General features: G+C 70.0%; 23 protein-coding genes. 11 read left to right on the forward strand and 12 right to left on the reverse strand.

Going from position 1 to position 26451, the window contains the following annotated elements; genetic code table 11:
- Nucleotides 1–199: 199 nt before the first annotated feature.
- A complete protein-coding gene (locus QF037_RS18045) occupies nt 200–2023 on the reverse strand; it encodes a phosphoenolpyruvate carboxykinase (GTP) (RefSeq protein WP_307026520.1) in 1824 nt (607 codons plus the stop codon).
- Between the two features lie 330 nt (nt 2024–2353).
- Between QF037_RS18045 and trhA the strand changes: the two genes are divergently transcribed.
- The 4 genes from trhA (at nt 2354) to QF037_RS18065 (ending at nt 6149) form a co-directional block, all read left to right on the forward strand.
- Nucleotides 2354–3067: a PAQR family membrane homeostasis protein TrhA gene (gene trhA / locus QF037_RS18050; RefSeq protein WP_307026522.1), complete on the forward strand. Its 714-nt coding sequence runs from the start codon at nt 2354–2356 to the stop codon at nt 3065–3067.
- 115 nt (nt 3068–3182) lie between these two features.
- Nucleotides 3183–4727 carry a DHA2 family efflux MFS transporter permease subunit gene (locus QF037_RS18055; RefSeq protein ID WP_307026523.1) on the forward strand — a complete coding sequence of 515 codons (1545 nt, stop codon included), beginning with the start codon at nt 3183–3185 and terminating at the stop codon, nt 4725–4727.
- Between the two features lie 5 nt (nt 4728–4732).
- A complete protein-coding gene (locus QF037_RS18060) occupies nt 4733–5362 on the forward strand; it encodes a TetR/AcrR family transcriptional regulator (protein WP_444972116.1) in 630 nt (209 codons plus the stop codon).
- Between the two features lie 55 nt (nt 5363–5417).
- The gene (locus QF037_RS18065) at nt 5418–6149 is read left to right on the forward strand and encodes a Mut7-C RNAse domain-containing protein (protein WP_307026527.1); all 732 of its coding nucleotides are present in this window, start codon (nt 5418–5420) and stop codon (nt 6147–6149) included.
- Here the strand turns inward: QF037_RS18065 and QF037_RS18070 are convergent.
- From QF037_RS18070 to QF037_RS18095, 6 genes are all read right to left on the reverse strand, one after another.
- Entirely contained in the window at nt 6136–8535 is a 2400-nt protein-coding gene (locus tag QF037_RS18070; RefSeq protein WP_307026529.1) for a galactose oxidase-like domain-containing protein, read from the reverse strand. The genes QF037_RS18065 and QF037_RS18070 overlap by 14 nt on opposite strands.
- Entirely contained in the window at nt 8532–9695 is a 1164-nt protein-coding gene (locus tag QF037_RS18075) for a glycosyltransferase (RefSeq protein ID WP_307026531.1), read from the reverse strand. The genes QF037_RS18070 and QF037_RS18075 overlap by 4 nt, the downstream gene beginning before the upstream one ends.
- Nucleotides 9692–11311, reverse strand: coding sequence for an ArnT family glycosyltransferase (locus QF037_RS18080; protein WP_307026533.1), 1620 nt, complete (start codon nt 11309–11311; stop codon nt 9692–9694). Before QF037_RS18080 ends, QF037_RS18075 begins: the two co-directional genes overlap by 4 nt.
- The gene (locus QF037_RS18085) at nt 11308–12576 is read right to left on the reverse strand and encodes a glycosyltransferase (RefSeq protein ID WP_307026535.1); all 1269 of its coding nucleotides are present in this window, start codon (nt 12574–12576) and stop codon (nt 11308–11310) included. Before QF037_RS18085 ends, QF037_RS18080 begins: the two co-directional genes overlap by 4 nt.
- 183 nt (nt 12577–12759) lie before the next feature.
- Nucleotides 12760–14790, reverse strand: coding sequence for a thioredoxin domain-containing protein (locus tag QF037_RS18090; protein WP_307026537.1), 2031 nt, complete (start codon nt 14788–14790; stop codon nt 12760–12762).
- Complete coding sequence (locus QF037_RS18095; RefSeq protein ID WP_307026539.1) at nt 14771–15361, reverse strand: ArsR/SmtB family transcription factor; 591 nt, start codon at nt 15359–15361, stop codon at nt 14771–14773. Before QF037_RS18095 ends, QF037_RS18090 begins: the two co-directional genes overlap by 20 nt.
- A 90-nt stretch (nt 15362–15451) precedes the next feature.
- Between QF037_RS18095 and QF037_RS18100 the strand changes: the two genes are divergently transcribed.
- Both QF037_RS18100 and QF037_RS18105 read left to right on the forward strand, forming a co-directional pair.
- Nucleotides 15452–15850: a hypothetical protein gene (locus QF037_RS18100; RefSeq protein WP_307026541.1), complete on the forward strand. Its 399-nt coding sequence runs from the start codon at nt 15452–15454 to the stop codon at nt 15848–15850.
- A 32-nt stretch (nt 15851–15882) separates the two neighbouring features.
- Nucleotides 15883–19083, forward strand: a complete 3201-nt coding sequence (locus QF037_RS18105) for a tetratricopeptide repeat protein (protein WP_307026543.1) — start codon at nt 15883–15885, stop codon at nt 19081–19083.
- Nucleotides 19084–19111: 28 nt separating this feature from the next.
- Here QF037_RS18105 and QF037_RS18110 read toward each other — a convergent pair whose 3' ends face one another.
- The gene (locus tag QF037_RS18110) at nt 19112–19360 is read right to left on the reverse strand and encodes a hypothetical protein (RefSeq protein WP_307026545.1); all 249 of its coding nucleotides are present in this window, start codon (nt 19358–19360) and stop codon (nt 19112–19114) included.
- Nucleotides 19353–20213, reverse strand: coding sequence for a mycothiol conjugate amidase Mca (gene mca, locus QF037_RS18115; protein ID WP_307037222.1), 861 nt, complete (start codon nt 20211–20213; stop codon nt 19353–19355). Before mca ends, QF037_RS18110 begins: the two co-directional genes overlap by 8 nt.
- A 127-nt stretch (nt 20214–20340) precedes the next feature.
- On the opposite strand from mca, the gene QF037_RS18120 reads away from it, so the two are divergent.
- Nucleotides 20341–20739, forward strand: coding sequence for a DUF4307 domain-containing protein (locus QF037_RS18120; protein ID WP_307026547.1), 399 nt, complete (start codon nt 20341–20343; stop codon nt 20737–20739).
- 168 nt (nt 20740–20907) lie between these two features.
- Nucleotides 20908–21408, forward strand: a complete 501-nt coding sequence (greA, locus tag QF037_RS18125; RefSeq protein WP_046260823.1) for a transcription elongation factor GreA — start codon at nt 20908–20910, stop codon at nt 21406–21408.
- Nucleotides 21409–21488: 80 nt separating this feature from the next.
- On the opposite strand, the gene QF037_RS18130 is transcribed toward greA, so the two are convergent.
- The 3 genes from QF037_RS18130 to ilvA all read right to left on the reverse strand — a co-directional run bounded on the left by QF037_RS18130 (nt 21489) and on the right by ilvA (nt 24793).
- Nucleotides 21489–22334, reverse strand: a complete 846-nt coding sequence (locus tag QF037_RS18130) for an ABC transporter permease (protein WP_307026549.1) — start codon at nt 22332–22334, stop codon at nt 21489–21491.
- Nucleotides 22331–23359 carry an ATP-binding cassette domain-containing protein gene (locus tag QF037_RS18135; protein WP_307026551.1) on the reverse strand — a complete coding sequence of 343 codons (1029 nt, stop codon included), beginning with the start codon at nt 23357–23359 and terminating at the stop codon, nt 22331–22333. Before QF037_RS18135 ends, QF037_RS18130 begins: the two co-directional genes overlap by 4 nt.
- Nucleotides 23360–23554: 195 nt before the next feature.
- The gene (gene ilvA, locus QF037_RS18140) at nt 23555–24793 is read right to left on the reverse strand and encodes a threonine ammonia-lyase (RefSeq protein WP_307026552.1); all 1239 of its coding nucleotides are present in this window, start codon (nt 24791–24793) and stop codon (nt 23555–23557) included.
- 163 nt (nt 24794–24956) lie between these two features.
- Here ilvA and QF037_RS18145 point away from each other — a divergent pair, with 163 nt between their 5' ends.
- From QF037_RS18145 to QF037_RS18155, 3 genes are all read left to right on the forward strand, one after another.
- The gene (locus QF037_RS18145) at nt 24957–25463 is read left to right on the forward strand and encodes a MarR family winged helix-turn-helix transcriptional regulator (RefSeq protein ID WP_307037223.1); all 507 of its coding nucleotides are present in this window, start codon (nt 24957–24959) and stop codon (nt 25461–25463) included.
- 191 nt (nt 25464–25654) lie between these two features.
- Nucleotides 25655–26158: a sigma factor-like helix-turn-helix DNA-binding protein gene (locus QF037_RS18150; RefSeq protein ID WP_307026554.1), complete on the forward strand. Its 504-nt coding sequence runs from the start codon at nt 25655–25657 to the stop codon at nt 26156–26158.
- 31 nt (nt 26159–26189) lie between these two features.
- Nucleotides 26190–26438, forward strand: coding sequence for a hypothetical protein (locus tag QF037_RS18155; RefSeq protein ID WP_307026556.1), 249 nt, complete (start codon nt 26190–26192; stop codon nt 26436–26438).
- Nucleotides 26439–26451: the final 13 nt, after the last annotated feature.

Raw genomic sequence — 26451 nt, forward strand, 5'->3', positions numbered from 1 at the left:
ATCCCCGTCCGCACAGAGGTGATGAGGAAAAAGACGAAGGCCTGTCGTCGGTCTCCCGTCGGGGCGGACGGGAGACCGACGACAGGCCTCAAGCCCCGCACGCCGTTGTACGGAACCTCGTCGGCTGTCACCGCGGCCGGCCGTGACGATCACTGGTCAGGGCAATATCCGGGCCGGCCGCGGAGTCTTCGGGCGGGCCTCAGCCCAGGCGCTGCACCAGCGCCCGGTACTCGTCCCACAGTTCCTTCGGGGTGTGCTCGCCGAAGGTGTTGAGGTGCTCGGGGACCAGGGCGGCCTCCTCGCGCCAGACCTCCTTGTCGACGGTGAGGAGGAAGTCCAGGTCGGACTCGGAGAGTTCGAGGCCCTTGGTGTCCAGCGCGCCCTTGGCCGGCAGCACGCCGATCGGGGTCTCGACGCCCTCGGCCCTGCCGTCGAGACGCTCGACGATCCACTTCAGGACACGGCTGTTCTCGCCGAAGCCGGGCCAGACGAACGTGCCCTCGTCGTTCTTGCGGAACCAGTTGACGTAGTAGATCTTCGGGAGCTTCGTCTGGTCCTTGTCCTTGGCGACGTCGATCCAGTGACCCATGTAGTCGCCCATGTTGTAGCCGCAGAACGGCAGCATGGCGAAGGGGTCGCGGCGCAGCTCGCCGACCTTGCCCTCGGCGGCCGCGGTCTTCTCGGAGGCCACGTTGGCGCCCAGGAACACGCCGTGGTTCCAGTCGAAGGACTCGGTCACCAGCGGTACGGCGGTGGCGCGCCGTCCGCCGAAGAGGATCGCCGAGATCGGCACGCCCTTGGGGTCCTCCCACTCGGGCGCGATGATCGGGCACTGCGAGGCGGGCACCGTGAAGCGGGCGTTGGGGTGGGCGGCGGGCGCCTCGGACCGCGGCGTCCAGTCGTTGCCCTTCCAGTCCGTGAGGTGGGCGGGAGTCTCCTCCGTCATGCCCTCCCACCAGATGTCGTTGTCGTCGGTGAGGGCGACGTTGGTGAAGACGGAGTTGCCCCACAGCGTCTTCATCGCGTTGGCGTTGGTGTGCTCGCCGGTGCCGGGCGCGACGCCGAAGAAGCCGGCCTCGGGGTTGATGGCGTAGAGGCGGCCGTCCTCGCCGAACCGCATCCAGGCGATGTCGTCGCCGATGGTCTCGACGGTCCAGCCGGAGATCGTGGGCTCCAGCATGGCGAGGTTGGTCTTGCCGCAGGCGCTCGGGAAGGCGGCGGCGACGTACTTCGACTCACCCTGCGGGGGCGTGAGCTTGAGGATCAGCATGTGCTCGGCGAGCCAGCCCTCGTCGCGGGCCATCACCGACGCGATGCGCAGGGCGTAGCACTTCTTGCCGAGCAGGGCGTTGCCGCCGTAGCCGGAGCCGTAGGACCAGATCTCGCGGCTCTCGGGGAAGTGCGAGATGTACTTCGTGGAGTTGCACGGCCACGGGACGTCCGCCTCGCCCTCCGCGAGGGGGGCGCCGAGGGTGTGGACGGCCTTCACGAAGAAGCCGTCGGAGCCGAGCTCGTCCAGGACCGGCTGCCCCATCCGGGTCATGGTGCGCATCGAGACGGCGACGTAGGCCGAGTCGGTGATCTCGACGCCGATGGCGGAGAGGTCCGAGCCGAGGGGGCCCATGCAGAACGGGACGACGTACATCGTCCGGCCCTTCATGGAGCCGCGGAAGACGCCCTTCTCGCCGGCGAAGATCTCCCGCATCTCGGCGGGGGCCTTCCAGTGGTTGGTGGGGCCCGCGTCCTCTTCCTTCTCGGAGCAGATGAAGGTGCGGTCCTCGACGCGCGCGACGTCGGTCGGGTCGGAGGCCGCGTAGTAGGAGTTCGGGCGCTTGATCGGGTCGAGCTTCTTGAAGGTGCCCTTCTCGACGAGCTCCTCGCACAGGCGCTCGTACTCGGCCTCTGATCCGTCACACCAGACCACGCTGTCCGGCTGCGTCAGTTCTGCGATCTCGTTCACCCACGAGACCAGTTCCTTGTGCTGGGTGGGGATGACGGGGGGAGCCGCGATGTCGCGCGCCACGATTGCTCCTAAATGAGGGATTTTTTGTTTGGAGGCCCCGTGGGGGCTGCGGCCCGGATGCTTCTCGGTGGTGACCTGGCGCTCATCCGGTGCCGACCGCACTCATCTGATCATCCGTCGCGAGTGCCCATCTGTCCAGAAGGCTTCACACTTGAGCGGAGTGAGGATTGCCACGTGTCGGAGTGTTGCCAACCGTGCACTTTGGGTTCGCTTGACGCTTCCTTGACCGCACCCTCACGGCGTCAACTGCCGTGAGATGATGGCCACTCTCGGCCCTTTCGGGGCCCGCACTCATCCGCAACCTACGGTTCCGTAGGTACGATGCAGTGCATGACTGCGTCCGCCTCCGACGCGCCTCTGGACTCGCCGGCCGCCGGCCGTAACCCCGTGGCGCTCTCCCTGCCGCAAGAGATCAAGCCCAAACTCCGGGGCTGGCTGCATCTCGGCATGTTCCCGGCCGTGCTCATCTCGGGTCTGGTGCTCACCGCCCTCGCGGACTCGACGCGGGGCCGTATCGCCTGCGGGATCTTCGCCCTGACCGCCTGCCTGCTGTTCGGCGTCAGCGCCCTGTACCACCGGGGCAACTGGAGTCCGCGCATGGACGGCGTCCTGCGCAGACTGGATCACGCCAACATCTTCCTGATCATCGCGGGCACCTACACCCCGCTGACCATGCTGCTCCTGCCCGGCACGAAGGGGCAGTGGCTGCTGTGGGGCATCTGGGGTGCCGCCCTGGCCGGAATCATCTTCCGTGTCTTCTGGGTGGGCGCTCCGCGCTGGCTCTACACCCCCTGCTACATCGCGATGGGCTGGGCCGCGGTCTTCTTCCTGCCCGACTTCATGCGCACCGGCGGCATCGCGGTCCTGGTCCTGGTGATCGTCGGCGGCCTGCTCTACAGCGCGGGCGGCGTGATCTACGGCCTCAAGCGCCCCGACCCCTCCCCGCGCTTCTTCGGCTTCCACGAGGTCTTCCACTCGCTCACGCTGGCGGCGTTCGTCGTCCACTACGTCGGGATCTCACTGGTGGCGTACCAGCACGCGTAACCCTCCCCACCCCTCCAAGGCCACGGCTTCACGCCGTGGCCTTTTTGCATGCCCGAACCGATTAGCCGCCCCAACCAATTGACAGAACTCATCTTTTGAGAGTTACTCTCATTTCATGGAAACTTTCACTCCTGATCCCCGACGCTGGTGGGCCCTCGGCGCCCTGGTCGCGAGCATGCTCACGCTCGGCTTCGACATGACGATCCTCAACGTGGCCCTCCCGACGATGGCCGCCGACCTCGGTGCGAGCACCGGCCAGCAGCAGTGGATGGCGGACGCGTACGTCGTCGTCTTCGCGGCGCTGATGCTCCCCGCCGGACTCCTCGGCGACCGGTTCGGCCGCCGCCGGATGCTGATCGTCGGACTGGGCATCTTCCTGGCCGGCTCGGCCCTCGGCGCCCTGGCCGACGACGTGAACGCGGTGGTCGCGGCCCGTGCCCTGATGGGCGTCGGCGGCGCCCTCGTCACCCCGCTCGCGCTCTCCGTGCTGCCCTCGCTCTTCGGCTCCGACGAGCGCACCAAGGCCGTCGGCATCATCTCCGCCGCCTCCGCGCTGGGCCTGCCGCTCGGCCCGATCATCGGCGGCTGGCTGCTGAACCACTTCTGGTGGGGCTCGGTCTTCCTGGTCAACGTCCCGATGGCCGCGCTCGGCATCGCCGCGTGCCTCTTCCTGCTCCCCGAGACCCGCGACCCCGCCTCCCCCAAGGTCGACGCCGTCTCCACCGCGCTCACCGCGACCGGCCTCGGCGCCCTGATCTACGCGATCATCGAGGCACCCGCCCGGGGCTGGGGCGACCCGCTGGTGGCGGCCATGTTCGCCGCGGCCACGGTACTGATCGCCGCGCTGGTGGTGCGGGAGCGGCGGGTCGAACGCCCCATGCTCGACATGAGCCTCCTGAGCCACCGCGGCTTCCTCTTCAACACCATCGCCGCGACCCTGGTGATGTTCATCCTGTCCGGCCTGCTGTTCGTGCTGCCGCCCTACCTCCAGGCCGTCCTCGGCAACGACGCCCTCGGCACCGGCGTACGACTGCTGCCGATGATGGGCGGTCTGCTCGTCTCCTCCCGGCTCGCCCCGCAGATCGTCGCCCGCTTCGGCGCCCGCGCCACGGTGAGCGGCGGCCTGGTGGTGCTCGCCTTCGCCGCGTTCCTCGGCAGCCGTACGACGATCGACTCCGGCTACGGCTTCACCGCGCTGTGGCTCTCCGTCACCGGTCTCGGCTTCGGTCTCGCCCTCATCCCCGCCATGAACAGCGCCCTGGGCACCCTCCCCCGCGACCGCGCCGGCAGCGGCTCCGGACTGCTGCTGACCCTGCGCCAGGTGGGCGGCGCCATCGGTATCGCCCTGCTCGGCAGTCTGCTCGCCGCCGCCTTCCAGGACCGGCTCGACGTCACCGGGCTGCCCGCGCAGGCCGCCGACACCGCCGAGAACTCCGTGGTCGCCGCCCACGTGGTCGCCCAGCAGACCGGTTCGGCCGACCTGATCGCCTCCGCCGACAACGCCTACGTCCACGGTATGGGCCTCGTCCTGCTGGTCTGCGGGGCCGCGGCCCTCGTCGCCGCCCTGCTGGCGGCGGCGTTCCTGCCGGGCACACCCCGCCCGAGCGAGACCGCGGCCACCCCGGACATGGCTCCCGAGCCGGCAGATGCCCGACAATGACGTCCATGACACCCGCACGCACCTCTCCGCCCACGGACGTCCCCCAGCTGGGACTCCGTGAGCGGAAGAAGATCAAGACTCGGACGGCGATCCGTGACGCGACGTACGCGCTCATCGAGGAGCAGGGCTACGACGCCACCACGATCGAGCAGATCGCCGACCGCGCCGAGGTGTCGCCGTCCACGGTCTTCCGCTACTTCCCCACCAAGGAGGACATCGTGCTCACCGACGAGCACGACGCCCTCATCCTGGAGGAACTGCGTGCCCGGCCGAAGGACGAGCCGTGGGCGGACTCCGTGCGGCACATCATGCACAAGGCCGTCCGCCTCGGCCACGAACGGGAACCCGAGGTCACCCGGCTCCGCGCGCACCTGATGGTCCAGGTCCCGACGGTGCGCTCCCGGATGATGGAGAGCATGTCGGTCGCCTCCCACATGCTCGCCGAGGGCATCGCCGAACGCACCGGCCGCGACGTGGACAGCCTGGAGGTACGGGTCTACACGATGTCCGTGGTCGCCGGGCTCGCGGAGATCACCCGGTACTGGGCCGAGAACGACTTCCGGGACGACCTCGCCGACCTCCTCGACCGCGCGATGGACGTCCTGGAACACGGGCTCACCAAGAAGAACGCCTGAGGCGCCACGGGAAAACACCCGAGGCCACCGCACCCGGCCGTGGCATCCTGACCGGGTGAACGGACCGGAGATCCACGTCGAATTCGCCACCAGGCTGGCCCTGTTCGTCCCGCACGAACGCCGCCACGGCTCCACCACGGTCACCACCGACGGCGTCTCGACCCTCGGCCATGTCGTCGAGTCCCTCGGCGTCCCGCTGACCGAGGTCGGCACCCTCCTCGTGGACGGCCGCGAGGTGCCCAGGTCGTACGTCCCCGCCGTCGGCGACTCCGTGGCCGTACGGGACGTCGAGCGCCCCCAGCAGGTGCCCGGCGCCCCGCTGCGCTTCCTCCTCGACGTCCACCTCGGCACCCTCGCCCGCCGGATGCGCCTGCTCGGCGTGGACACGGCGTACGAGTCGACGGACATCGGCGATCCGGCCCTCGCCACCCGCTCCGCGGTCCAGCAGCGGGTCATGCTCAGCCGCGACCGGGGCCTGCTGCGCCGCCGCGAACTGTGGGCCGGCGCCTACGTCTACAGCACCCGTCCCGAGGAGCAACTCCGCGACATCCTGGACCGGTTCCGCCCCGAGCTACGGCCCTGGACGCGCTGCACCGCCTGCAACGGCCTGCTCAGGGAGGCCACCAAGGAGGAGGTGGCGGACCAGCTGGCCGGCGGCACACACCGGTCGTACGACGTGTTCGCGCAGTGCACCCAGTGCGGGCGCGCCTACTGGAAGGGCGCGCACCACGAACAGCTGGAGGCCATCGTGGCGCGCGCCCTGGCGGACTTCCCTAACGCTTCCTGAGGTCGGCCTTCCCGCAGGCGATCCCGTCCCCGTCGCGGTCGAGCCGCAGCGGGTCGTCCTTGCCGTTGACCTTCAGCCGGCCGTAGTCGTTCTTCTTCAGCCAGTCGCAGCGGGCCTTGGCGGTGGCCTTCACGCTCGGCGGGAAGTGGGTCGGCACACAGACGTTGATCGAGCCGTAGTGCCGGTCGCAGCCGGAGACGGTGACCGGCACCCGCTGCGAGGCGCGCTGCTTGCCGGGCTCGGTGACCTTGCCTTCGAGTGAATCCGCGAAGGAGTGCACATGCGCCGAGGCGTCCGTCGCGCCGAGCGCCGAAGGCCCTTGCAGATGGACCCACTTGGCCACCGACGGCACCCCGCCCGCGTCGACCGCGAAGAGCATGTACCAGCCGGGCGGGGCCAGGTCGGGATTGCTCGTCACATTGAGGTCGACGTTGTTGCCGTCCACCGACAGCGGCAGATCGACGAACCGCTGGTTCGGGTCGGAGGAGTGCGTCACCGCGGCCGGGCGGATGAGCTCGGCCTTGGCGACGGGCCGGTCGACGGTGATCCGCTGGGTGTCGCCGTAGGTCCACTCGGTGTCGATGACCGAAGTGATCGCCGGACGCGGGCCCTTGAGGAGATAGGGCGGCGTGTAGATCGACACGTTGTGGTTCCAGGTGCCGTTGCCCGGGTTGTCGCCGGTCGTCATCACCCGGCCGTCGGGGAGCAGGAACGCCGAGGAGTGGTAGCCGCGGGCCTCGGGGTCGGCGGCCACCGGGTCGAAGGTGCCGGTGTCCGGATCGTAGAGCGACGACTCGTACACCGGGTCGGCGCGGTTGTGCAGCGCGCCGCCCGTCTCCAGCACCTTGCCGTCGGGCAGCAGGACGGCGGAGACATACATCTTGCCCTGGTTGCCGGTCTCGGCCTGCTTGCCGTTGCCGAGGTCGACCGTGCCCTGCGGAAGCGGCGGACCGGCGGTGTAGGCCGGGTCGGCCTGCTTGAGGTCGATGACGTCGGTCAGCCGGCCCGCGTCCGGATTGGAGTCGATGTTGCCGCCGCCGATCGTGAGGACCTTCTGGTCCTGCGCGGGAGGCAGCAGCACGCTCGCCGACTGGTCCCGCTGGTCCTTGTTCTGGAGCCCCGGGACCTGGGTGACCGTGTTGGCGTCGTAGTCGTAGATCGCGCTGCCGGTGCCCGGGATGTTGTTGCCGAAGACATGGCTGCCCGAGTAGAAGAGGCGGCCGTCCTGCATCAGGATCATCGACGGGTACAGACCCCAGTACGACCAGGTCTGGTTGACCTTCCAGAGCTCCAGCCACTTCTGCTCGGCGTCCGACCACAGCTCGGCGGTCACCGAACCGGTGGAGTCCTCGCGCAGCCCGCCGAAGGAGATGACGTCACCGTTGCCGAGGATCGTCGCCGACGGGTACCAGTGGCCGTCGTTCATGTCATTGGTCTTGCTGTACGTCTCGGTGACCGGATCGAAGATGTACGAGTCCTTGAATCCCTCGTAGCCGTGCCCGCCCGCGACCGGGTACGCCTTGTTCCCGCTCATCACCAGCACACGGCCGTCCTGGAGCTGGACGTGCCCGGAGCAGAACATGTCCTTGGGCGTCGGGATCACCTTGTACGTCCCCTTGACCGGGTCGTACACGGCCGAGGTGAAGGTGCCCGCGTCGAACTGCTCCTCGCTGTTGCCGGAGCCCGCGATCAGCAGCACCTTGCCGTTGTTGAGGACGACGGAGTGCATGGAGCGCACCGGGTTCTGTGTGGGCAGCACGTCCCAGCGGCCGTTGGCGCACTGTTCGGCGGTGCCCGTGCACTGCGGTGCGGGGACGGGGTCGGCGACCTGCTCCATGGTGTAGTCGTCGGTGGTGGCGGATCCGGTGCCGTAGACGGAGACACCCCAGGTGATGCGGTCGGTGCCGGTGGGGACCTCGGGCGTACGCACGCTCGCCTCGGTCCAGCTGCCGGCGATCGCCAGGGTCTTCAGGTCCGTCCAGTACTGCCAGCCGGCCGTCGTGTCGTGCCGGAACAGGGTGACCGACGTGTCCGGGGTGGTCGACTTGTACCAGAGGTTCAGGTCGTACTGCTTGCCCACGCTGACGACGGGGGCGCACTCCGCCGACTCGGTGATCAGCGCCTTGCGGTCGCCCTCGGTCCGGCGGGTCAGCTCGACCTTCATGGCCTTCGACCCGGAGTGGGCGTCGGACGTGGTGGTGAAGGTGAAGTCGTTGTCGCCCCAGCCGGACTTCTCCCAGCAGTACGGCATGCCGCCGGTGCCGGCGGTCTCGAAGCCGGGGTTCTTGATGAGGTTGGCGGCGGAGGCGGGCTGCGGGGCGGTCAGGAGCAGGCCGGCGGTCAGAGCGCCCACCGCGAGAAGGGCGGTTCTCCGTCTTCGGTTCATGCGGTGCGGCTCCTGTTTCTGCGCGGGAGATAGACCAGCGCCTCGGTCCCGGCGAAGCGCAGGACGAACGTCGTCACCAGCGCGAGCGCGGTGGCGGACAGCGCGCCCATTCCGAACCGGTGGACGAACAGGGCGATCAGCGGGATGCGCAGCACCAGGTCGGCGTTGGCGATCAGGGCGAACCGGCCGGCGCGATCCCACCAGCGCCGGTGCCGGCGGCGGTCGCGGAACAGCAGATGCTCGATGAGCAGGAAGTTCCAGGCGACGCCGAGCTGGTTGGCGAGGATCTCGGCCGGTACGTAGTGCATGCCGAGGACGGTGAGGGCGTACAGCCCGAGCAGATTGGGCACGAAGCCGGTCGCGCCGATCAGGCCGAAGCCGACCATGCGGGCGACCGGCGAGGCGGTGCGCAGACCGACCAGGTGACGCAGGAAGCGCAGGCCCTCCTGGGCGCTGGACTTGGACTCGCCCGCGTACCGGTCCTGGAAGACGAAGGGCACCTCGGTGACCGCGCGGGGGCGGCTGCGGACGGCGAGTTCGAGGAGGATCTTGTAGCCGAGCGGCTTCAGGACGTCGGCCGTGATGTCGCTGCGGCGGATCGCGAAGAAGCCGCTCATCGGGTCGCTGATGCCGTGCAGCCGGCGCGGGAAGAGGGACTTGGTCAGCCAGGTCGCCGCTCTGGACACGGCCACGCGGTAGCTGCCCGCGAGCCCGGCGCGGCTGCCGCCCTTGATGTACCGGGAGGCGACGACGAGCCCGGCGTTCGCCCGCTCCCCCGTCGCGACCAGCTCCGGGACCAGGGACGGCGGATGCTGGCAGTCGCCGTCCATCACGACGACCCAGTCCGACCCGGCCGCCTTCATCCCCTCCACGACCGCCCCGCCGAGCCCGCCGACCGGCTCGTCGCGGTGCAGCACGGTCACCGGGAACGGACAGTCCTTGGCGGCCTCGTGGATCACCTCGGGGGTGTCGTCGGTGGAGTCGTCCACGAAGAGGACCTCGCAGGGGAGTCTGGCCGGCACCGACTCGGTGATCTGGTGGAGCAGCTGGCGGATGTTCGCGGACTCGTTGTACGTCGGTACGACGATGGTGACGGCGCCGGGCTCGGGAACCTCGGTGACCCGTACGTCCGGGACGGGAGCGGTGTACTCGTGGGTCATCGAACGCCTCCGGAGACGGTCTGGATCTGCCGGATCTCGATCCGGTCCGCACCGGTGCCGAAGACGGCGACCGGCGTCGAGTGCTGGATGGCGGCCCTGACGTTGGGCAGGTCCGCCGCGTCGCGCCGCACGGTCGGGGAGGCGACGACGTAGTCGAGGTCCTTCCAGCCGTGCGGCATCGTCTTGGTCACCGCCGGGTCGAGGTCGGCCTTGTAGAACCAGATGGCGCCGAGCCCGGGCCGGTACCCGGCGTGGACCAGGTCCAGCCAGAGCGCGTCGTCCACGAGTACCCGCGTCTTCTCCGGCTGCTCCACCTCGGTCGCCAGCCACTTGGAGGCGGCCTGGTAGGGGGCGTTGGCGTCGGCGGTGACGGCGGTGCGGTCGCCGTCGTACCAGCGCGGGACGACGTAGGCGCCGGCACCGATCGCGAGGACGGCGGCGAGGGCGTACCGGCCGCCGTGGGGCAACCGGTGGCTTCTGCGCAGGACGGCATGGGCGACGGAGGCGGTGCCCCCGGCCAGCACGAGCGCGAGGAACGGCAGCGCCTGGATGACGTACATCGCGGGCAGATAACCGTTGGGGCGCAGGGCGAGCCCGGCGAGGATCGCGACCGTCAGCGCGGGTCCGGCCAGTGCGCGGGCGGTGACCGACCAGCGCCAGGTGGCCAGCAGCAGGAGGGCGCCGACGAGACCGCCCAGCGGCAGGACACGGTCGTAGTAGAGCCACGACCGCAGCACCCCGTGGGAACCGGACCCCTGGTCGAGGATGAAGCCCGAACCGGGCCTGGTCATCTGGTACTTGACCCCGTCCCACAACGACACGTGTCCGCCGCCGGGCAGCAGCTCGCCCTTGAGCAGGGCGAACAGGGGGTACGCGAGGCCGATCAGCGTGCACGCCGTGATCGCGCCGGTGAGGGCGAACTTGCGGGTGTCCCGGTGGCTGTGGCGCCACATGGTGAGCAGCAGCGCCGGCAGGACGACGAGCATCGTCTCCTTGGTGAGGACGGCCGTCGCGGCGGCGACGCCCGCACCGAAGTGGTGCCAGAGGTGGCGGCTCGGGGACGCGGCGAGGGTGAACGCGAGGAGCGTCCACATCACCGCGAGGTTGTCGAGGAAGATCTCCCGCTGGAGGACGACGGAGAGCGGGGAGAGCCCGAACAGGGCCATGCCGAGCCCGGCGGCCCAGCGCGGCAGGGCGAGCCGGCGCCCGAGGACGTACACGAGGGCCGCGCTGATCGCGCTGATCAGCAGCATCGTCACCCGCATCGAGCCGACGGTCATCGACTCGGGGCTCAGCATCTTCGGTATCCAGGTGAGCACGGCTATCTGGATCCAGCCGAGCGGCGGGTGGTCGTACCAGTAGGTGTAGTGGGCGAGGCCCTTGCCCTCCTGGACGGCCCAGGCCTGGGCGAGGTAGGTGCCCTCGTCGTCGCTGAGGGTCGGGTAGTCGGCGATGTTCCAGCCCTGGACGGTGAGGATCGCGACGAGGAGCGCACCGCACAGGAGGAGGTCGGGGCGTTTCGACGACGCCGTTCGGCCGGCCGGACGCACGTCAGGCGCAGGCTGCCGCTGCGCGGGGACCTGGGGAGCGGTCACCGCGGGAAGGGTGGAGGTCACGCAGGGACGTCCTCTCGGATCGCCGGCGCCTGGTTCAGATGCGCACCGACATGAGTGGTCAACTCCCAGTCGTTCCGGCCGCGTTGCTCACGCCATACGGCGCGGACGGCGGCTCCGGCGAGGAGCACCTGGTAGAAGGGGCCGCCCACGACGAGCTTGAGGTAGTGGACGGAGCGGACGCGCAGGCCGTACTGCTTGCCGAAGTCGTGCAGTCCGACGACCTCGAAGACGAAGGTGACCAGTGCGGTGACGGCCGGCAGGAAGGTGATGAAGGCGACGCCGACCGGCACGTCGAGGAAGAGCGCGATCGCGACGTTGAGCGGGATGACGACGCCGGAGAAGGCCTGAAGGAACGGCGTCATGAGGGTGTAGCGGGCGAGCAACCGCTGTCCGAGACCGGGGAGTTGCTTCCAGTCCTTCTTCCGGTAGACCTGGAGGAAGCCCTGGTTCCAGCGGGTGCGCTGCTTGAGCAGCGACATGAGCGAGCCGGGGGTCTCCTCCCGGGTCACCATGTCGGAGTCGTAGGCGACGACGACTTTCTTGCCGACGCTGGAGAGCCGTACGCCCAGGTCGCAGTCCTCGGCGAGACAGTCGGGATCCCAGCCCCCGGCTTCCTTGAGGGTGTCGGTCCGCACGAACACGGTGTTGCCGCCGAGCGGGATGAACCCCTTCTGTGCGTGCAGGTGCAGCCGGGAGCGGAACCAGAAGAAGTACTCCAGGCAGTTGCGCAGGCTGTACCAGCTGGAGTGGAAGTTGATGAGCTGCACACCGCCCTGGACGACGTCGGCCCCGGTGGTGCTGAAGGCGTGGTCGACATGGGCGAGGAGCTCGGGGTGGACCTGGTCCTCGGCGTCGAAGACCCCGACGACGTCACCGCGGCAGTGCGGCAGCGCCGTGTTCATGGCCTTCGGCTTGTTCTTCTTCTCGTGGGTGTCGACGACGACGCGGACGCGCGGGTCACGCGCCGCTGCCTTCTCGGCCACTCGCGTGGTCTCCGGGTCGTCGTGCCCGACGATGACGATGATCTCGAAGTCGGTGTGGCTGGACTCCAGCAGCCGCTGGATGGTGTGGTCCAGCACGGCCTGTTCGTGCCGCGCGGGCAGCAGCAGCGAGAACGACACATGCTCGCCCCCGTCCGGTCTGCTGAACCGGGTGGAGGCGAGCACCTCGGGCGTGCGCCACGCGTGCATCTGCCACCACAGGGTGAACGCCGCCATCCAGAACAAGGCGAGCGAGACGGCGGCGATGAAGACAGACGTCAGCAACAGATCCCCCCAGATCCCCAAACCCCCTGCCACGACGATCGGTCATATCCGCCGTGATCACTGTGGAGAGGTTATGGGTGATCTGTGAACAGAGGGATCTGCTCCCATAAATAGTGTGTTTCGGAGGAGTGTGGAGACTTAGGGGCGAATCCGAACACCGGATGACTGCCGGGTAACGGCGTTTCAGCCGTTCAGCGCCGCGCGCAGCCGGTCCGGGTCGGTCGTCGGGGCGTCACAGGTGAAGTTACGGCAGACGTACGCGGTCGGTTCACCGCCCACGAGAGGCCGGTCGGCGAGCAGCGGCAGTTCGTCACTCCCCGTCACCCCGACGGCGACCACGGCACCGGGGGCGGTGCCGAGAAGTGCCGTACGGTGCAAGGCCTTTGTGCCCGGGTCGTCGAGCGCGGGCCCGACGACCGCGACCTCCCGCGGCCCGTCGAGCAGCGCCTCGGCGACGGCGAGCCCCCACCCGATGAACCGCGGCACCCGCGGACCGAGCGCCTTGACGACCCCGAGGGCCTTCCCGGCGGCGGTGCGATGGGGCTCGGCACCGGTCTGGGCGGCATAGCCGAGCAGGGCGCCGGCGGCAGCGGTCCATCCCGAGGGGGCCGCGTTGTCGGTCGGGTCCTGGGGGCGCCGGATCAACCGCTCGGCGTCGGAGGCGGTGTCGAACAGCGCGCCGGACTCCTCGTCGACGAACCGTGCCAGGACGTGGTCGAGCAGGAAGCCGGCGAACTCCAGCCAGACCCCTTCACCGGTGACGGAGGCCAGCGCGAGGAACCCTTCGGCGACATCGGCGTAGTCCTCCAGCACCCCCGCGTTGGCGCCGGCATGCCCGTCCTTGCTGGTACGCGAGAGCCGCGCCTGCTCGTCGAGATGCAGCCGTACGAGGAGGTCGGCGGCCCCGACCGCGGCGTCGACGAGGTCGGGCCGGTCGAAGTAGGCGCCGGTCTCGGCGAGCGCGGCGATGGCGAGCCCGTTCCAGGCGGCCACGACCTTGTCGTCCCGGCCGGGAGCGGGGCGCTGGGCCCGCGCCTCGAGCAGCCGGCCCTTCACGGACTCGATGTGCCCGGCGTCGAACACGCCCTCGTGCTGCGGAAGCTGGAGGACGGAGGCACCTTCTTCGAAGGTCCCCTCCCCGGTGACGCCGAAATACTGGGCGGCGAGTTCGGCGTCCTGGGCCCCGAGGATCTCGGTGAGCTGCTCGGGCGTCCAGACGTAATAGGCCCCCTCGACGTGCTTGCCGCTGCCGTCGTCGCTGTCGGCGTCGAGCGCGGAGGCGAACCCGCCTTCGGGGGTGCGCAGTTCGCGCACCATGAAGTCGGCGGTCTCCAGGGCGACCCGGCGGGCGAGCTCGGAGCCGGTGGAGCGCCAGAGATGGGCGTAGACGCGGCAGAGCAGGGCGTTGTCGTAGAGCATCTTCTCGAAGTGCGGCACGACCCACTCGCGGTCGACGGAGTAGCGGGCGAACCCGCCCCCGAGCTGGTCGTAGATGCCCCCGCGGGCCATCCGCTCACAGGTGTCCCGCGCCATCTGGAGCGCGCCCTCGGAGCCGGTCCGGGCGTGATGCCGCAGCAGGAACTCGAGGACCATGGACGGCGGGAACTTCGGCGCCCCGCCGAATCCGCCGCGCTGCGGGTCGTACTCCCGGGTCAGCCCGAGCAGCGCCTTGGCGAGCTCCTCCTCACCGGGAGCCTGGGTGTCGCCGTAACTGATCTCCCGCCCGGCGAGATCCCGCACGATCTTCCCGGCCACCTCGGCGACCTCGTCCCGCTTGTCGCTCCAGGCGCTCCGCACGCCCTCCAGCACCTGCCGGAAGGACGGCATGCCGTGCCGGGGCGCGGGCGGGAAGTACGTGCCGAAGTAGAAGGGTTCGGCGTCCGGGGTGAGGAACACGGTCATGGGCCAGCCGCCCTGCCCGGTGGCGGCCTGGACGGCCTCCATGTAGACGGCGTCGACGTCGGGGCGTTCCTCCCGGTCGACCTTGACGCTCACGAAATGGGCGTTGAGGTAGTCGGCGGTCTCCTGGTCCTCGAAGGACTCGCCGGCCATGACGTGACACCAGTGGCAGCTGCTGTATCCGACGCTGAGCAGGACCGGTTTGTTGCTCCTGCGGGCCTCCTCGAAGGCCTCGTCGGACCAGGGCCACCAGTCGACCGGGTTGTCGGCGTGCTGGAGCAGATACGGGGACGTCTCATGGGCCAGTCGGTTCACCGTTCCACTCTCCCACGCCGTCCGGTACGGCGTAGAAGCGCAGGGAGACCGGGCGCGCCCCCTCGGGGGCGTCCTCGCGCGCGTGGCTGTAGCTCTCCAGGAGGGCGTTGTAGTCGCGCAGGAAGGCGTGGAGTTCGTCCTGGGTCATCCAGCCGCCGTGCCGCTGGACCTGGGCCCAGCCCTCCGGGCCCCGGTACTCCTGGTGGGCGCGGCGGAAGAGCTCCGTGTCCACGTCGATCTTCAGCAGGGCGAGGTGCTCGGCGGCGGCGTACTCCTCGGCCGTCATCGTCGCCGGGTCGGGGGTGGTGTGGCGGAAGGGCAGGGTCCGCCACCAGCGTTCGCGGCCGCCGGACTTCTCCGGGATCTCCTCGATGAGCCGCTGCTCGGCGAGTTTGCGCAGGTGGTAGCTGGTCGTGCCCGAGCTCTCGCCGAGTCCCCTGGCGAGCACGGTGGAGTTCGCCTCGCCGTGCTCGCCGAGGAACTCGAGGATCCGGCGGCGCAGCGGGTTGCCGAGGGACTTGTAGAGGGCGGTGCGTTCGAGGCTGGTCAGCTCGGGCGGGCCGTCGGTCATGCAGTCACGGTAACCCTGAGAACCCTGAGCCATCCCTGATGTTTGCCGAATTTTCTTTGCAGAACTTTCTCTGCGATCTACGGTGGGTGCATGCGCAGCAAATGGATGCTTGTCCTGCTCGGTTCCGCCGCCGTCCTGCTCGTGCCGTGGATGGTCGCCCTCGCCCTGACCCTGCCGAGTCGTACGGAGGTCAGGAACTGGTCGCTGGCCTGGATCGGCCTCGACGTCCTGATGGCCACGGGCTGTGCGGCAACGGCGTTACTGGGCCTGCGCGGTGACCCGCGCGCACACCTCACGGCGTCCGCGACCGCCGCCACCGCCGCACTGGACGCCTGGTTCGACATCACCACCTCACCGCCGGGCTCCGCCCTCGCGCAGGCACTGGCGTGTGCGGTGGCGGAGGCCGCGCTCGCCGGCGCCTGTGTCTTTCTCGCACTCGGTGATCGTCGGCCCTCTCGCATTGACGGCTCCCCCGAAGGACACTCATAGACAAGGAAGTTGTCACCGGAGGGGGACGTGACATGCGGGACAGCCATCGGGCGGACGCCGAGCGGCTGTTGGCACGGGCCGTGGAGGAGGAGGTGCGGCGCTCCGGCGGGCGTACCGACGGGCCGGTGCTGATGGCGCGAGGGCGTGGGGCGCTGGACGCCATGGCGCAGAGCGCCGCGGAGGAGTACGAGGCCTACACGCGCGCGCTGGACGAGGCGGCGGCAGGCCGGCTCACGTTCGGGCAGCGGTACGCGAAGGAGGGCGGCGGAACTCCGCTGATGGTGGCGGGCGTCGCGGCACTCGCGGCCGTCGTCACGGACCTGGCACTCGGCACCGGCGCGGGTACGGCCCTCGGTGCCGGAGCGGCCGTCGGCGTCGTGGGTGCCGCGGCGACCGTGGTGAAGGTCGCCGGTACCCATCTGCCGGCCGCGCATCATCAGGCGGGCGCCGTGGGACAGCCGGGCGGGCCCGAGCAGTTGCGGCTGGCATGGCTGACGGCGCTGGAGGTGCGGGGCATCCGGCCCTTCCTCGACCAGCAGCGGGTGCTGAGCGCCTCGACGGGGCCGAAGAAGACGGGCCCGCGGCTGAAAGGCGCCGACAAGAGCGCGGCGGCGCGCGGCCGGAACGTGCTGCAGCAGTCGTTCGGTCAACTCCCGGAGCCGGTGGCCGCGTTCGCGGGCCGGCGGCAGGAGCTGGGGCGGATCCGGCAGTGGGTGCAGGCGGCCCGGGCGAGCACGGAGACCCGGCCGACGGTGGTGGTGCTGCACGGGTCCTCGGGCAGCGGCCGTTCGGCACTCGCGCTGCAGGCGGCCCACGAACTGAAGGACTACTTCCGCGGCGCGTGCGTCGTGGACCTGCGCGGCGACAGCCCGGAGGAACCGCCGCTGTCGACGCGGGACGCCCTGCTGCATCTGCTGAACCGGCTGGGCGCGCCCCGCGAGCAACTCCTCTTCCGTGAGCGTTCCTCACCGGACCAGCAGGTCAAGCGGCTGGGTGAGCTGTACCACCAGCATCTGACGGGGCTGCCGGTGACGATCGTCCTGGACGACGCCTCGGACCCCGAACAGGTCCGCACCCTCGTCCCCGAGCGCTCCGACAGCCTGGTCCTGGTCACCGCCCGCACCTCCCTGGACCTGCCCGCCGAACTGCCGGCCTGGGTGCACCAGTTGCCGGTCGAGGCGCTGGACGCGGCGGGCGCGGAGGAGTTGCTGGGGGCGGCGGCGCAGGACGCGTCGGGTCCGTACGACGCCGATGCGACCGACCGGGTGCGGGAGTTGTGCGGGGGCCTGCCGCTGGCGCTGCGTGTCGCGGGTTCCTCCCTCGGCCCGCGCTCCCCGCGCGCGCTCGCCTCGGATCTCGGGGCGTACGGTCCGGTGGAGCCGGTCGAGCGGGTGCTGTGGCTGCGCTACACCGATCAGTCGGACACGGCCCGCCGCCTGTTGCGGCGGCTGGCCCTGGCCGGCCGGGCGTCCCTGGGTGCGGCGGCGGCCGCGGCGCTGCTGGCCACCGACCAGGCGGAGGCCACCCGCCAGTTGGTCGCGCTGTCCCGGGCGGGCCTGATCGACCACGTCCGCGGCGACCGCTACCGCCTGCACGATCTGGTCCGCGCCTTCGCCCAGGCCCGCCTCCTGGACGAGGAGGAACCGGCCGAGCGCAACTCGGCGCAGGAACGTCTCATCGTGAACTACGCCGAACTGGCCGACTCGGTCCTGCGCCTGGTCGACGGCAACATGTCGACCCGCTCGGACCGCTTCAGCCCGCACGGCTTCACCTCCCTGGACGAGGCGCTGCGCTGGCTGGACGACGAGTCGAGCTTCATCACCTCGACCCTGCGCCATGCGGAGGGCGTGAACCAGGGCGCGGTGCTCAACCTCCTGGGCGCCCTCTGCGACTACTGCCTCCTGCGCGGCGACCTCTACCGCCTGGGCGAGATCAGCGAACTGGCGCAGGCCGTGGACCAGGGTCTGCTGCTGAGGTCGGTCCAGTGGCGCACCGGCATCGCGGCCCGCCAGCTCGGCGAGCTGGACAAGGCCCGCACGACCCTGACCTCGGTGGTCGACCTCTACATGGAGGCCCACCACGACGCGGGCGCGGCCCGCGCCCTGTGCTCCCTCGGCATCACCCTGCACCACCAGGGCAACCTGACGGAGGCCGCGGCGAAGCTCCACGAGGCCCTCGATCTCCAGGCGGCCCCCGCACTGGCCACCGACCGCGCCTGGACCATGCACGCGCTGGCGGCGGTGGAACGCGACCGGGCGCGGGTGGGCGAGGCCATGGAGCTGCTCACCCGATCGCTGGTCCTGCACCGCGCGGGCGAGTCCGTGCACGGCGAGGCCTGGGCCCACTTCCAGCTCGGCCAGCTGGGCCTGCGCATGGGCGACGTCCCCCGCGCGGAGACCGAGCTGCGCACCGCCCTGGACCTGTACGGCCGCACCCGCGACGCCCGCGGCGAGGCCTGGGCGCTGACCCAGCTGGCCCGCGCCCGCCTGGTCGCCGGCGACCCCTCCCCCGCGGTGGACGGCCTGCGTCAGGCGGCGTCCCGGCATCGCGACAACGAGGACGCCCGTGGCGAGGCGTGGACGGTGTACTACCTGGGCCAGGCACTGGAGGAGACGGGCAACCTGGACCTGGCGGTACGGGAGCTGGAGAGGTCGAGAACCATGTTCTCGCGGATGCGGGACGTGTACGGCCTGGCCTGCGCCCGCCACCACTCGGCCCGGGTGACGCGCGACCAGCGCGCGGCACAGACCGGCTCGCTGCGGAACTCCGGCTTCGCGCGCCAGCTCCTGGTCGACGCGCGTGCGGACTTCCAGCGCATCGGCGTCGCCCACGGCGAGGCATGGACGTGCCTGGAACTGGCCGTGGTCGACGCCGGCAACACCCGCACCCAGCAGGCCCTGTCGCTGTGCGACGAGGCGATCGGCCTGTTCACGTCCTACGGAGACCGCCGCGGCGAGGACTGGGCCCGCTTCCTGCGCTGCACGCTGCTGCCGTACGCGGCACCGGGCGGCGTCGAGGTCGGCACGGCGGTGGCCCAGGAGGACCTGTCCCAGCTGGGCCGTAACAGCCACCCGCTACGGGACGAGAAGCTCGACGACTACGTCGAGGCGTACCAGCTCCTGCTGGAACGCGGAGTGAATCTGGAAGCCGGCTGGCAGGCGTGGCGCCTGGGCATGGTCCCGAACCGGCATGCCCGCGAGGTGATGGGGGTGGCGGTACCGGCCGGGAACTGACCGCCGCACACCCCCACGCCTGCGGGCGTCAGCTCTGGCGGGCCCTGGGCTCGGCCGAGGGCTCCCCGGACCCGGCCTCCGGGTCCGGGGTCTCCTTGAAGTCGACCTTGCCCATGTGCTTGCTCATCGACTTCATCAGCACCCACACGGCCAGGGCCATCGCCGCGAAGACGATGAAACCGAGGACGCCGGGGGTGACCTTGTCCTCGTCGACCTCCTTGGCGAAGGTCGCGAAGTGGGTCATTGCCAGGCTCACGCTTGCGCTCATGTCAGGCATTGTCCCGGATGCCCGCGAAGAGGTCGTCCTCGGGGAGGGAGGTATCGACGAGGGACTTCGCGAGCTCGTACTCCTCGGTCGGCCAGACCTCCTTCTGGACCTCCATCGGAACGCGGAACCAGCCGCCGTCGGGGTCGATCTGCGTGGCGTGCGCGATCAGCGCCTTGTCACGGATCTCGTAGAAGTCGGCGCACGGGATGTGCGTGGTCAGCGTGCGCTCGGTGCGCTCGATCTCGCTCCAGCGCTTGAGCCACTCCTCGTACGGCGACTCCAGTCCGCGCTCCAGCATCGCGTTGTGCAGCGCCTCGGTGCGCTGCCGGTTGAAGCCCTGGTTGTAGTAGAGCTTCCGCGGCTGGTACGCCGGGCCGAACTCCCCCTCCGGGTACTTCTCGGTGTCCGCCGCGCCCTCGAACGCCACCATCGAGATCTTGTGGGTCATGATGTGGTCGGGGTGCGGGTAGCCGCCGTTCTCGTCGTACGTCGTGATCACCTGCGGACGGAACGAGCGGATCTTGCGCACCAGCTCGCCGGCCGCCTTGTCGACGTCCTCCAGGGCGAAGCAGCCCTCGGGGAGCGGGGGCAGCGGGTCGCCCTCGGGCAGGCCGGAGTCGACGAAGCCGAGCCACTCCTGCTTGACGCCGAGGATCTCGCGGGCCTCGTCCATCTCCTTCTTGCGTACCTCGTGGATGTGCTCCTCGATGTACTTGTCGCCCTGCAGCTTCGGATTGAGGATGGAGCCGCGCTCCCCGCCCGTGCAGGTCACGACCAGCACGTCCACCCCCTCGGACACGTACTTCGCCATGGTCGCCGCGCCCTTGCTCGACTCGTCGTCGGGGTGGGCGTGGACGGCCATCAGTCGCAGCTGGTCAGTCAAGACTCAATCCTTGGTAAGTCGGCGCCCCTGATGTGAACCGGGGCGATCGGCGCTTCTATAGTGACCGAATCGGGGGGCGAATAATTCCGGTGTCCGGAGGACGATCATGAGCACGGCGAGCACGCGACTGCCCGAGGGCCGTTACGGCCGTTCCTCGGACGAGCGCGCCGACCACAAGCTCAGGATCGCCGGTGCCGTTCTCGGGGCGCTGCTGCTCGCGCTGATGGGTTATTTCGCCTACCACTACGTCGGCCAGAACAAGATCAGCGCCGAGGTGATCAGCTTCGAGCAGGAGAAGGACGCCGTGAAGGTGCATCTGGAGGTCCGCAAGGACTCCGGTGCGAGCGGCTACTGCACGCTGCGTTCCCAGGCCGAGAGCGGTGCCGAGGTCGGCCGGGCCGACTTCCGCTTCGACGGGGACGCCACCCGCATCGACAGGGTCGTCACACTGCGTACGACGTCACCGGGCACGACCGCGGAGCTGCTCGGCTGTCACGCCGACTGACCTCGTCCGCATTACGTACTTGCTGACCTGCTTCGATGTGATTCTGACGGCTTATGTCCTCCCCCTTGGGCCGCTGAATTGTTAGGCTCGTGGTTTCGCCCATCCGTGAAGGAACATTCTTCTGGGTAGGGCGATGCTTTGTATTCCCAGTACCTACGAGGAGCACCTGTGACCCAGACCAGCGAAGACGTCACCTGGCTTACGCAGGAGGCGTACACCAAGCTCAAGGAAGAGCTGGCGTACCTGTCTGGTCCCGCGCGCGAGGAAGTCACCGCGAAGATCGCGGCCGCGCGCGAGGAGGGCGACCTGCGCGAGAACGGCGGGTACCACGCGGCCAAGGAAGAGCAGGGCAAGCAGGAGCTCCGCATCCGCCAGCTGACCCAGCTCCTGGAGAAGGCCAAGGTCGGCGAGGCTCCGGCGTCCGCTGACGGCGCGGTGGCGCCCGGCATGGTCGTGACGATCGCCTTCGACGGCGACGAGGACGATACGACGACCTTCCTGCTCGCCTCCCGCGAGTACGCCAGCTCCGACATCGAGACCTACTCGCCGCAGTCCCCGCTGGGCTCCGGCGTGCTCGGCCACAAGGTCGGCGAGGACGCGGAGTACGAACTGCCGAACGGCAGGAAGGCCTCCGTGAAGATTCTCAAGGCCGAGCCCTACAGCGCCTGATTCCCTTACCCCGCATTGCCCCGACAGGCCCCCGGCGTCTTACCGACGCCGGGGGTTTCGTCATGCCGCCCGGCGCCTTCTCATGCGGTCGCGGACCGGTACTTCCGCACCGCCAGCGTCCTGAACAGGACGACGATCAAGATGGACCAGATCAGCGACGCCCACACCGGGTGCTGCATGGGCCAGGCATCGGAGGTCGAGACCCCTGGGTTGCCGAAGAGCACGCGGGAGGCCTGGACCGTGGCGCTGAACGGGTTCCAGTCGGCGACATGGCGCAGCCAGGGCGTCATCTGGCTGGAGTCCACGAACGCGTTCGAGACGAAGGTGACCGGGAAGAGCCAGATCAGCCCGCCCGAGGTAGCCGCCTCCGGGGTCCGCACGGAGAGTCCGATCAGCGCGCCGACCCACGTGAAGGCGTACCCGAGCAGAAGCAGCAGACCGAAGGCGCCGAGCACCTCACCGACGCTGGTGTGGGTGCGCCAGCCGACCAGCAGGGCGACCATCGCCAGCACGAACAGCGTGAGCGCCGTCTGCACCAGATCGGCGAGGGTCCGCCCGGTCAGCACCGCGCCGCGCGCCATGGGCAGCGAGCGGAAGCGGTCGATGAGCCCCTTGTGCATGTCGTCGGCGATCCCGGCGCCCGCGCCCGCGGTGGCGAAGGTGACGGTCTGGGCGAAGATGCCGGCCATCAGGAACTCGCGGTAGACCGCGGGGTCCGTGGTGCCGCCGATGTTCATGGAGCCGCCGAACACATAGCTGAACAGCACCACGAACATGATCGGCTGGATGAGCCCGAAGATGACCATCTCGGGGATCCTGGACATGCGGATCAGGTTGCGTTTCGCGACGACCAGCGAGTCCCGGATCGACTGGCTGACCGGGTTCGTGGCGGGCGTGACGCGTACGGCGTCGGTGACGGCGCTCACTGGCCGGCCTCCTTCTTCTGGCGGCGGTCCTGGGCGTCCTTGGCGGCACCGCTCGCACTGGCGGCACCGTTCCCCTCCGTCTCGGCCTGCGCGTGGTGGCCGGTCAGGGAGAGGAAGACGTCGTCGAGGGTGGGGCGGCGCAGGCCGATGTCGTCTATCTCGATGCCGTGCACGTCGAGTTCGCGGATGACCTCGGCGAGGAGCTTCGCGCCGCCGGTGACGGGCACGGTGAGCTTGCGGGTGTGGTCCTCGACGGTGGTCTCGCCCTTGCCGAAGCCGGCGAGCACGTCCCGGGCGGTCGGGATGTGCTCGCGCTCGTGCACCACGACCTCGACGCGCTCGCCGCCGGTGCGGGCCTTGAGCTGGTCGGAGGTGCCGCGAGCGATGACGCGGCCTTGGTCGACGACCGCGATGTCGTGCGCGAGGTGGTCGGCCTCTTCGAGGTACTGCGTGGTCAGCAGCAGGGTCGTACCGCCGGAGACGAGCTGCTTGATGACCTCCCACAGCTGCTGGCGGTTGCGCGGGTCGAGGCCGGTCGTCGGTTCGTCCATGAACATCACGGGCGGGGAGACGACCAGGGCGGCCGCGAGGTCGAGGCGGCGGCGCATGCCTCCGGAGTAGGTCTTCGCGGGGCGGTCGGCGGCGTCCGCGAGGTGGAACTGGTCGAGCAGTTCACCGGCCCGGACCTTCGCGTCCTTGGCCTTCATCTGGTAGAGCTGGCCGACCATCTGGAGGTTCTCGCGGCCGGTCAGATACTCGTCGACGGCGGCGAACTGGCCGGACAGACCGATCGAGCGCCGCACCTCGTTGGGATGCTTGAGCACGTCGAGGCCCGCGACGACCGCCTTGCCGCTGTCGGGTCGCAGCAGGGTCGTCAGACAGCGGACGGTCGTCGTCTTGCCCGCGCCGTTCGGCCCGAGCAGGCCCAGGACGGTGCCTTCCGGCACGTCGAGGTCGACGCCGTCCAGAGCCCTTACGTCACCGAAGGTCTTCACCAGGCCTTCGGCATAGATGGCGCCTGGCATATGAGTCTCCACGTCGTCGGGGATTCTTGGAAAAGCCTAGGTTCGTACGTTTTTGCTCCGCCTGATGGATGGCGGCATGGCGGCGGTGATCCGGCCACGAGACACACCATAACGCGATGTATCGCGTCTCTCAACGGACTTACTCGAACGGGTGATGGAGAGGCTCCTGAGCTGGGAGTTCGGTGTTCCGGCGGCTCAGTCGATGACCGTGTAGCCCGCGTCCCGCAGGGCCTGGCCGACCTCGGCGCAGTGCTCCGGACCCTTCGTCTCCAGGTGCAGCTCCACCTCCGCCTCCGTGAGCCCGAGCCGTGGATCGGTCCGTACGTGACTCACGTCGAGGACGTTAGCGTCCACCACTGACAACGCCCCGAGAAGTGTCGCGAGGGCGCCCGGACGGTCCGTCAGCCTGAGCCGTACGGCCAGATAGCGACCCTGCGCGGACATACCGTGGCGCAGCACGCGTTGCAGGAGCACCGGGTCGACGTTGCCGCCGGACAGCACCGCCACGACCGGCCCCTCGAAGGCACCGGGGTCGCTCAGCAGTGCCGCGATCGGGCTCGCCCCGGCCGGCTCGACGACCAGCTTGGCCCGCTCCAGACTCAGCAGCAGCGCCGCGGACAGCTCGTCCTCCGACACCGTACGCACTTCGTCGACGAGCTCGCCGATGATTTCGAACGGCACATCGCCGGGCCGGCCGACCTTCATGCCGTCGGCCATCGTCACCGGGTTCTCGATCGACACCGGACGCCCGGCCGCCAACGAGGGCGGGTACGCGGCCGCGCCCGCGGCCTGGACGCCGACGATCCGCACATCGGGCCTGATCGACTTCACCGCGATCGCGACACCGGCCGCGAGCCCGCCGCCGCCGATGCCGAGGACGATCGTGCGCACCTCCGGGCACTGCTCCAGGATCTCCAGACCGACCGTGCCCTGACCGGCGATGATGTCGGGATGGTCGAAGGGGTGGATGAACACCGCGCCGGTCTGCTCCGCGTACTCCTGCGCGGCGGCCAGCGTCTCGTCGACCACCTGCCCGTGCAGCCGGACCTCGGCGCCGTACTCCCGGGTCGCGCTGATCTTCGGCAGCGGGGCACCCTTCGGCATGAACACCGTGGAACGCACACCGAGCAGGGCCGACGCCAGCGCGACGCCCTGCGCGTGGTTGCCGGCGCTCGCGGCGACGACCCCGGCGGCCCGCTCCTCGGGCAGCAGCCCGGCGATCCGGACGTATGCGCCGCGCAGCTTGAACGAGCCCGTCCGCTGGAGGTTCTCGCACTTGAAGTGCACCGGCGAGCCCACCAGCTGGGTCAGGTGCCGGCTGCCCTCCATCGCGGTCACCCTCGCCACCCCCATGAGCATCTTCCGGGCGCCGCGCACATCGTCCAGGGTGACGGGCCGCAGGGAGTGCAAGGAGTCAGCCGTGCCATAGCTCATGACACAAGCATCGCAGTTCACAGGCGCAAGCGGCCGCTGTGACCAACCTCCGAGACCGGTTTCCGCAGCGCCGGTACGGCCCGCCTTCCGGCCGCGTACCCTGTCCCCCAACCCAGCACCCCTTATCTGAAGTGAGCCCCCGGCCATGCCCACAACACCTGAAATGTCGATGGACATGACGACCGTCGGTGACACCGGTCTCCTCGACACGCTGCAGCACGAGGTGGCGGTCTTCGCCCGTCGTGCCGAACAGACCCGGCTCGGCGGAGTCGGGCAGGTGCGCAACTCCATGGACCGCGCCGCATATCTGCTGCTCAACCGGCTCGACAAGGAAGGCCCGATGGGCGTCAAGGCGCTCGCCGCGAGCATGGGCATCGACTCGTCGACGGTCACCCGGCAGGTGGCGCCGCTCGTGGACACCGGGCTCGTCAAGCGCACCTCGCACCCGGAGGACGGCCGGGCGGTGGTGCTCCAGCTGTCCCCGCGCGGGCTGTCGCGACTGGAGGAAGTGCGTTCCTCCCGGCGTCAGTTGATGGCCGAGCTGACACACGACTGGTCACCGGAGGAGCGCGAGGCGTTCTGCACGCTCCTCACGCGCTTCAACACCGCGCTCTCCTCCCGGATGGCGGCCCAGGGCCTGCCGGGCGCGGACGCGCCGTCAGCTTCCTGACCGCCTTTCACGCGCGCGTGGCGCACCCGTTTCCCGGGTGCGGGGCTCTCGAGGGGTGCGCGGCTCTTGACCGAAAGGCCACCCCTGGCCTCATATGAGACCGGGTCCTTGACTCGCACACGGTTCCGTATCCGGAACGTGGCGCGGGTCCCGTTCCCTCACAGGTCGCCCCTCAAGGCGGGAGGCGCGCGGTGCGACAACGGCATGCGTCCCAGGACGCCCGCCGGGCCCGGGAGTTCAAGGCGTTCGTCGCGGGCGCCGCCGGGCGACTGCTGCATGCCGCGACGCTTCTGACGGCGGAGGCGCCGGACGACAACCCCCGCGCGCGGCGCCTGCTGACGCTGGCGCTCGCCCACACGTACGCGTGCTGGGACGGACTGCGCGGCGAGGACCCCTACGACCGCACCCGCCAGTACCTGGCCAGCCGCTTCGCCCGCGGCGCCTGGCATCAGTACGGCGGCCTGGGCGGTCACCGGCCGCACCCCGCGAGCCCGTTGGCCGCGCTGGCCCCGCAGGAGCGCCTCGTCCTCGTCCTGCGGCTCTACGAGGGCGTCGCCGAGGAACAGACGGCCGCTCTGCTCGGACTCGCCACGGAACGCGTCCGCACGATCTGCGACCGGGCGACGGCGACGCTGCTGCATCCCCCGCGGGGGCCCGCTCCGGCGGTGGGCGGCGCGAAGGTGGCGGCGTCATGAGGGCGAGCGGCCACCCGGGAAGGGAGCGGCCATGAACCGGCCCGAACGCGAAGCCGCCGTACGCCGCATCATGGAGCAGGCTCATCCGCCCGTGCCACCGGAGCTTCATGCCGAGGTGGTGCGCCGGGGCGGCCGCATGCTGCGGCGCAGACGGGCAGCCCTGCGGCTGATGTGGTTCCTGATGTTCGCGGCGAGCGTCGCGTTCGTGGTGTGGGCGGTGACGGCCCGGCCCTGGGTGGAGCCGCCGTCGGAGACGACTCCACCGCTGACCGGCTGGTGACCGGCCGGAACGC

This window comes from Streptomyces canus, from assembly GCF_030815415.1.
GTDB lineage: Bacteria > Actinomycetota > Actinomycetes > Streptomycetales > Streptomycetaceae > Streptomyces > Streptomyces canus_F.

Coding starts and splice junctions, on each gene's coding strand:
- trhA (WP_307026522.1), top strand. CDS start 2,354: ATGACTGCGTCCGCCTCCGACGCGCCTCTGGACTCGCCGGCCGCCGGC.
- QF037_RS18055 (WP_307026523.1), top strand. CDS start 3,183: ATGGAAACTTTCACTCCTGATCCCCGACGCTGGTGGGCCCTCGGCGCC.
- QF037_RS18060 (WP_444972116.1), top strand. CDS start 4,733: ATGACACCCGCACGCACCTCTCCGCCCACGGACGTCCCCCAGCTGGGA.
- QF037_RS18070 (WP_307026529.1), bottom strand. CDS start 8,535: ATGAACCGAAGACGGAGAACCGCCCTTCTCGCGGTGGGCGCTCTGACC.
- QF037_RS18075 (WP_307026531.1), bottom strand. CDS start 9,695: ATGACCCACGAGTACACCGCTCCCGTCCCGGACGTACGGGTCACCGAG.
- QF037_RS18095 (WP_307026539.1), bottom strand. CDS start 15,361: ATGACCGACGGCCCGCCCGAGCTGACCAGCCTCGAACGCACCGCCCTC.
- QF037_RS18100 (WP_307026541.1), top strand. CDS start 15,452: ATGCGCAGCAAATGGATGCTTGTCCTGCTCGGTTCCGCCGCCGTCCTG.
- QF037_RS18105 (WP_307026543.1), top strand. CDS start 15,883: ATGCGGGACAGCCATCGGGCGGACGCCGAGCGGCTGTTGGCACGGGCC.
- QF037_RS18110 (WP_307026545.1), bottom strand. CDS start 19,360: ATGCCTGACATGAGCGCAAGCGTGAGCCTGGCAATGACCCACTTCGCG.
- mca (WP_307037222.1), bottom strand. CDS start 20,213: ATGGCCGTCCACGCCCACCCCGACGACGAGTCGAGCAAGGGCGCGGCG.
- QF037_RS18120 (WP_307026547.1), top strand. CDS start 20,341: ATGAGCACGGCGAGCACGCGACTGCCCGAGGGCCGTTACGGCCGTTCC.
- QF037_RS18135 (WP_307026551.1), bottom strand. CDS start 23,359: ATGCCAGGCGCCATCTATGCCGAAGGCCTGGTGAAGACCTTCGGTGAC.
- ilvA (WP_307026552.1), bottom strand. CDS start 24,793: ATGAGCTATGGCACGGCTGACTCCTTGCACTCCCTGCGGCCCGTCACC.
- QF037_RS18145 (WP_307037223.1), top strand. CDS start 24,957: ATGTCGATGGACATGACGACCGTCGGTGACACCGGTCTCCTCGACACG.
- QF037_RS18155 (WP_307026556.1), top strand. CDS start 26,190: ATGAACCGGCCCGAACGCGAAGCCGCCGTACGCCGCATCATGGAGCAG.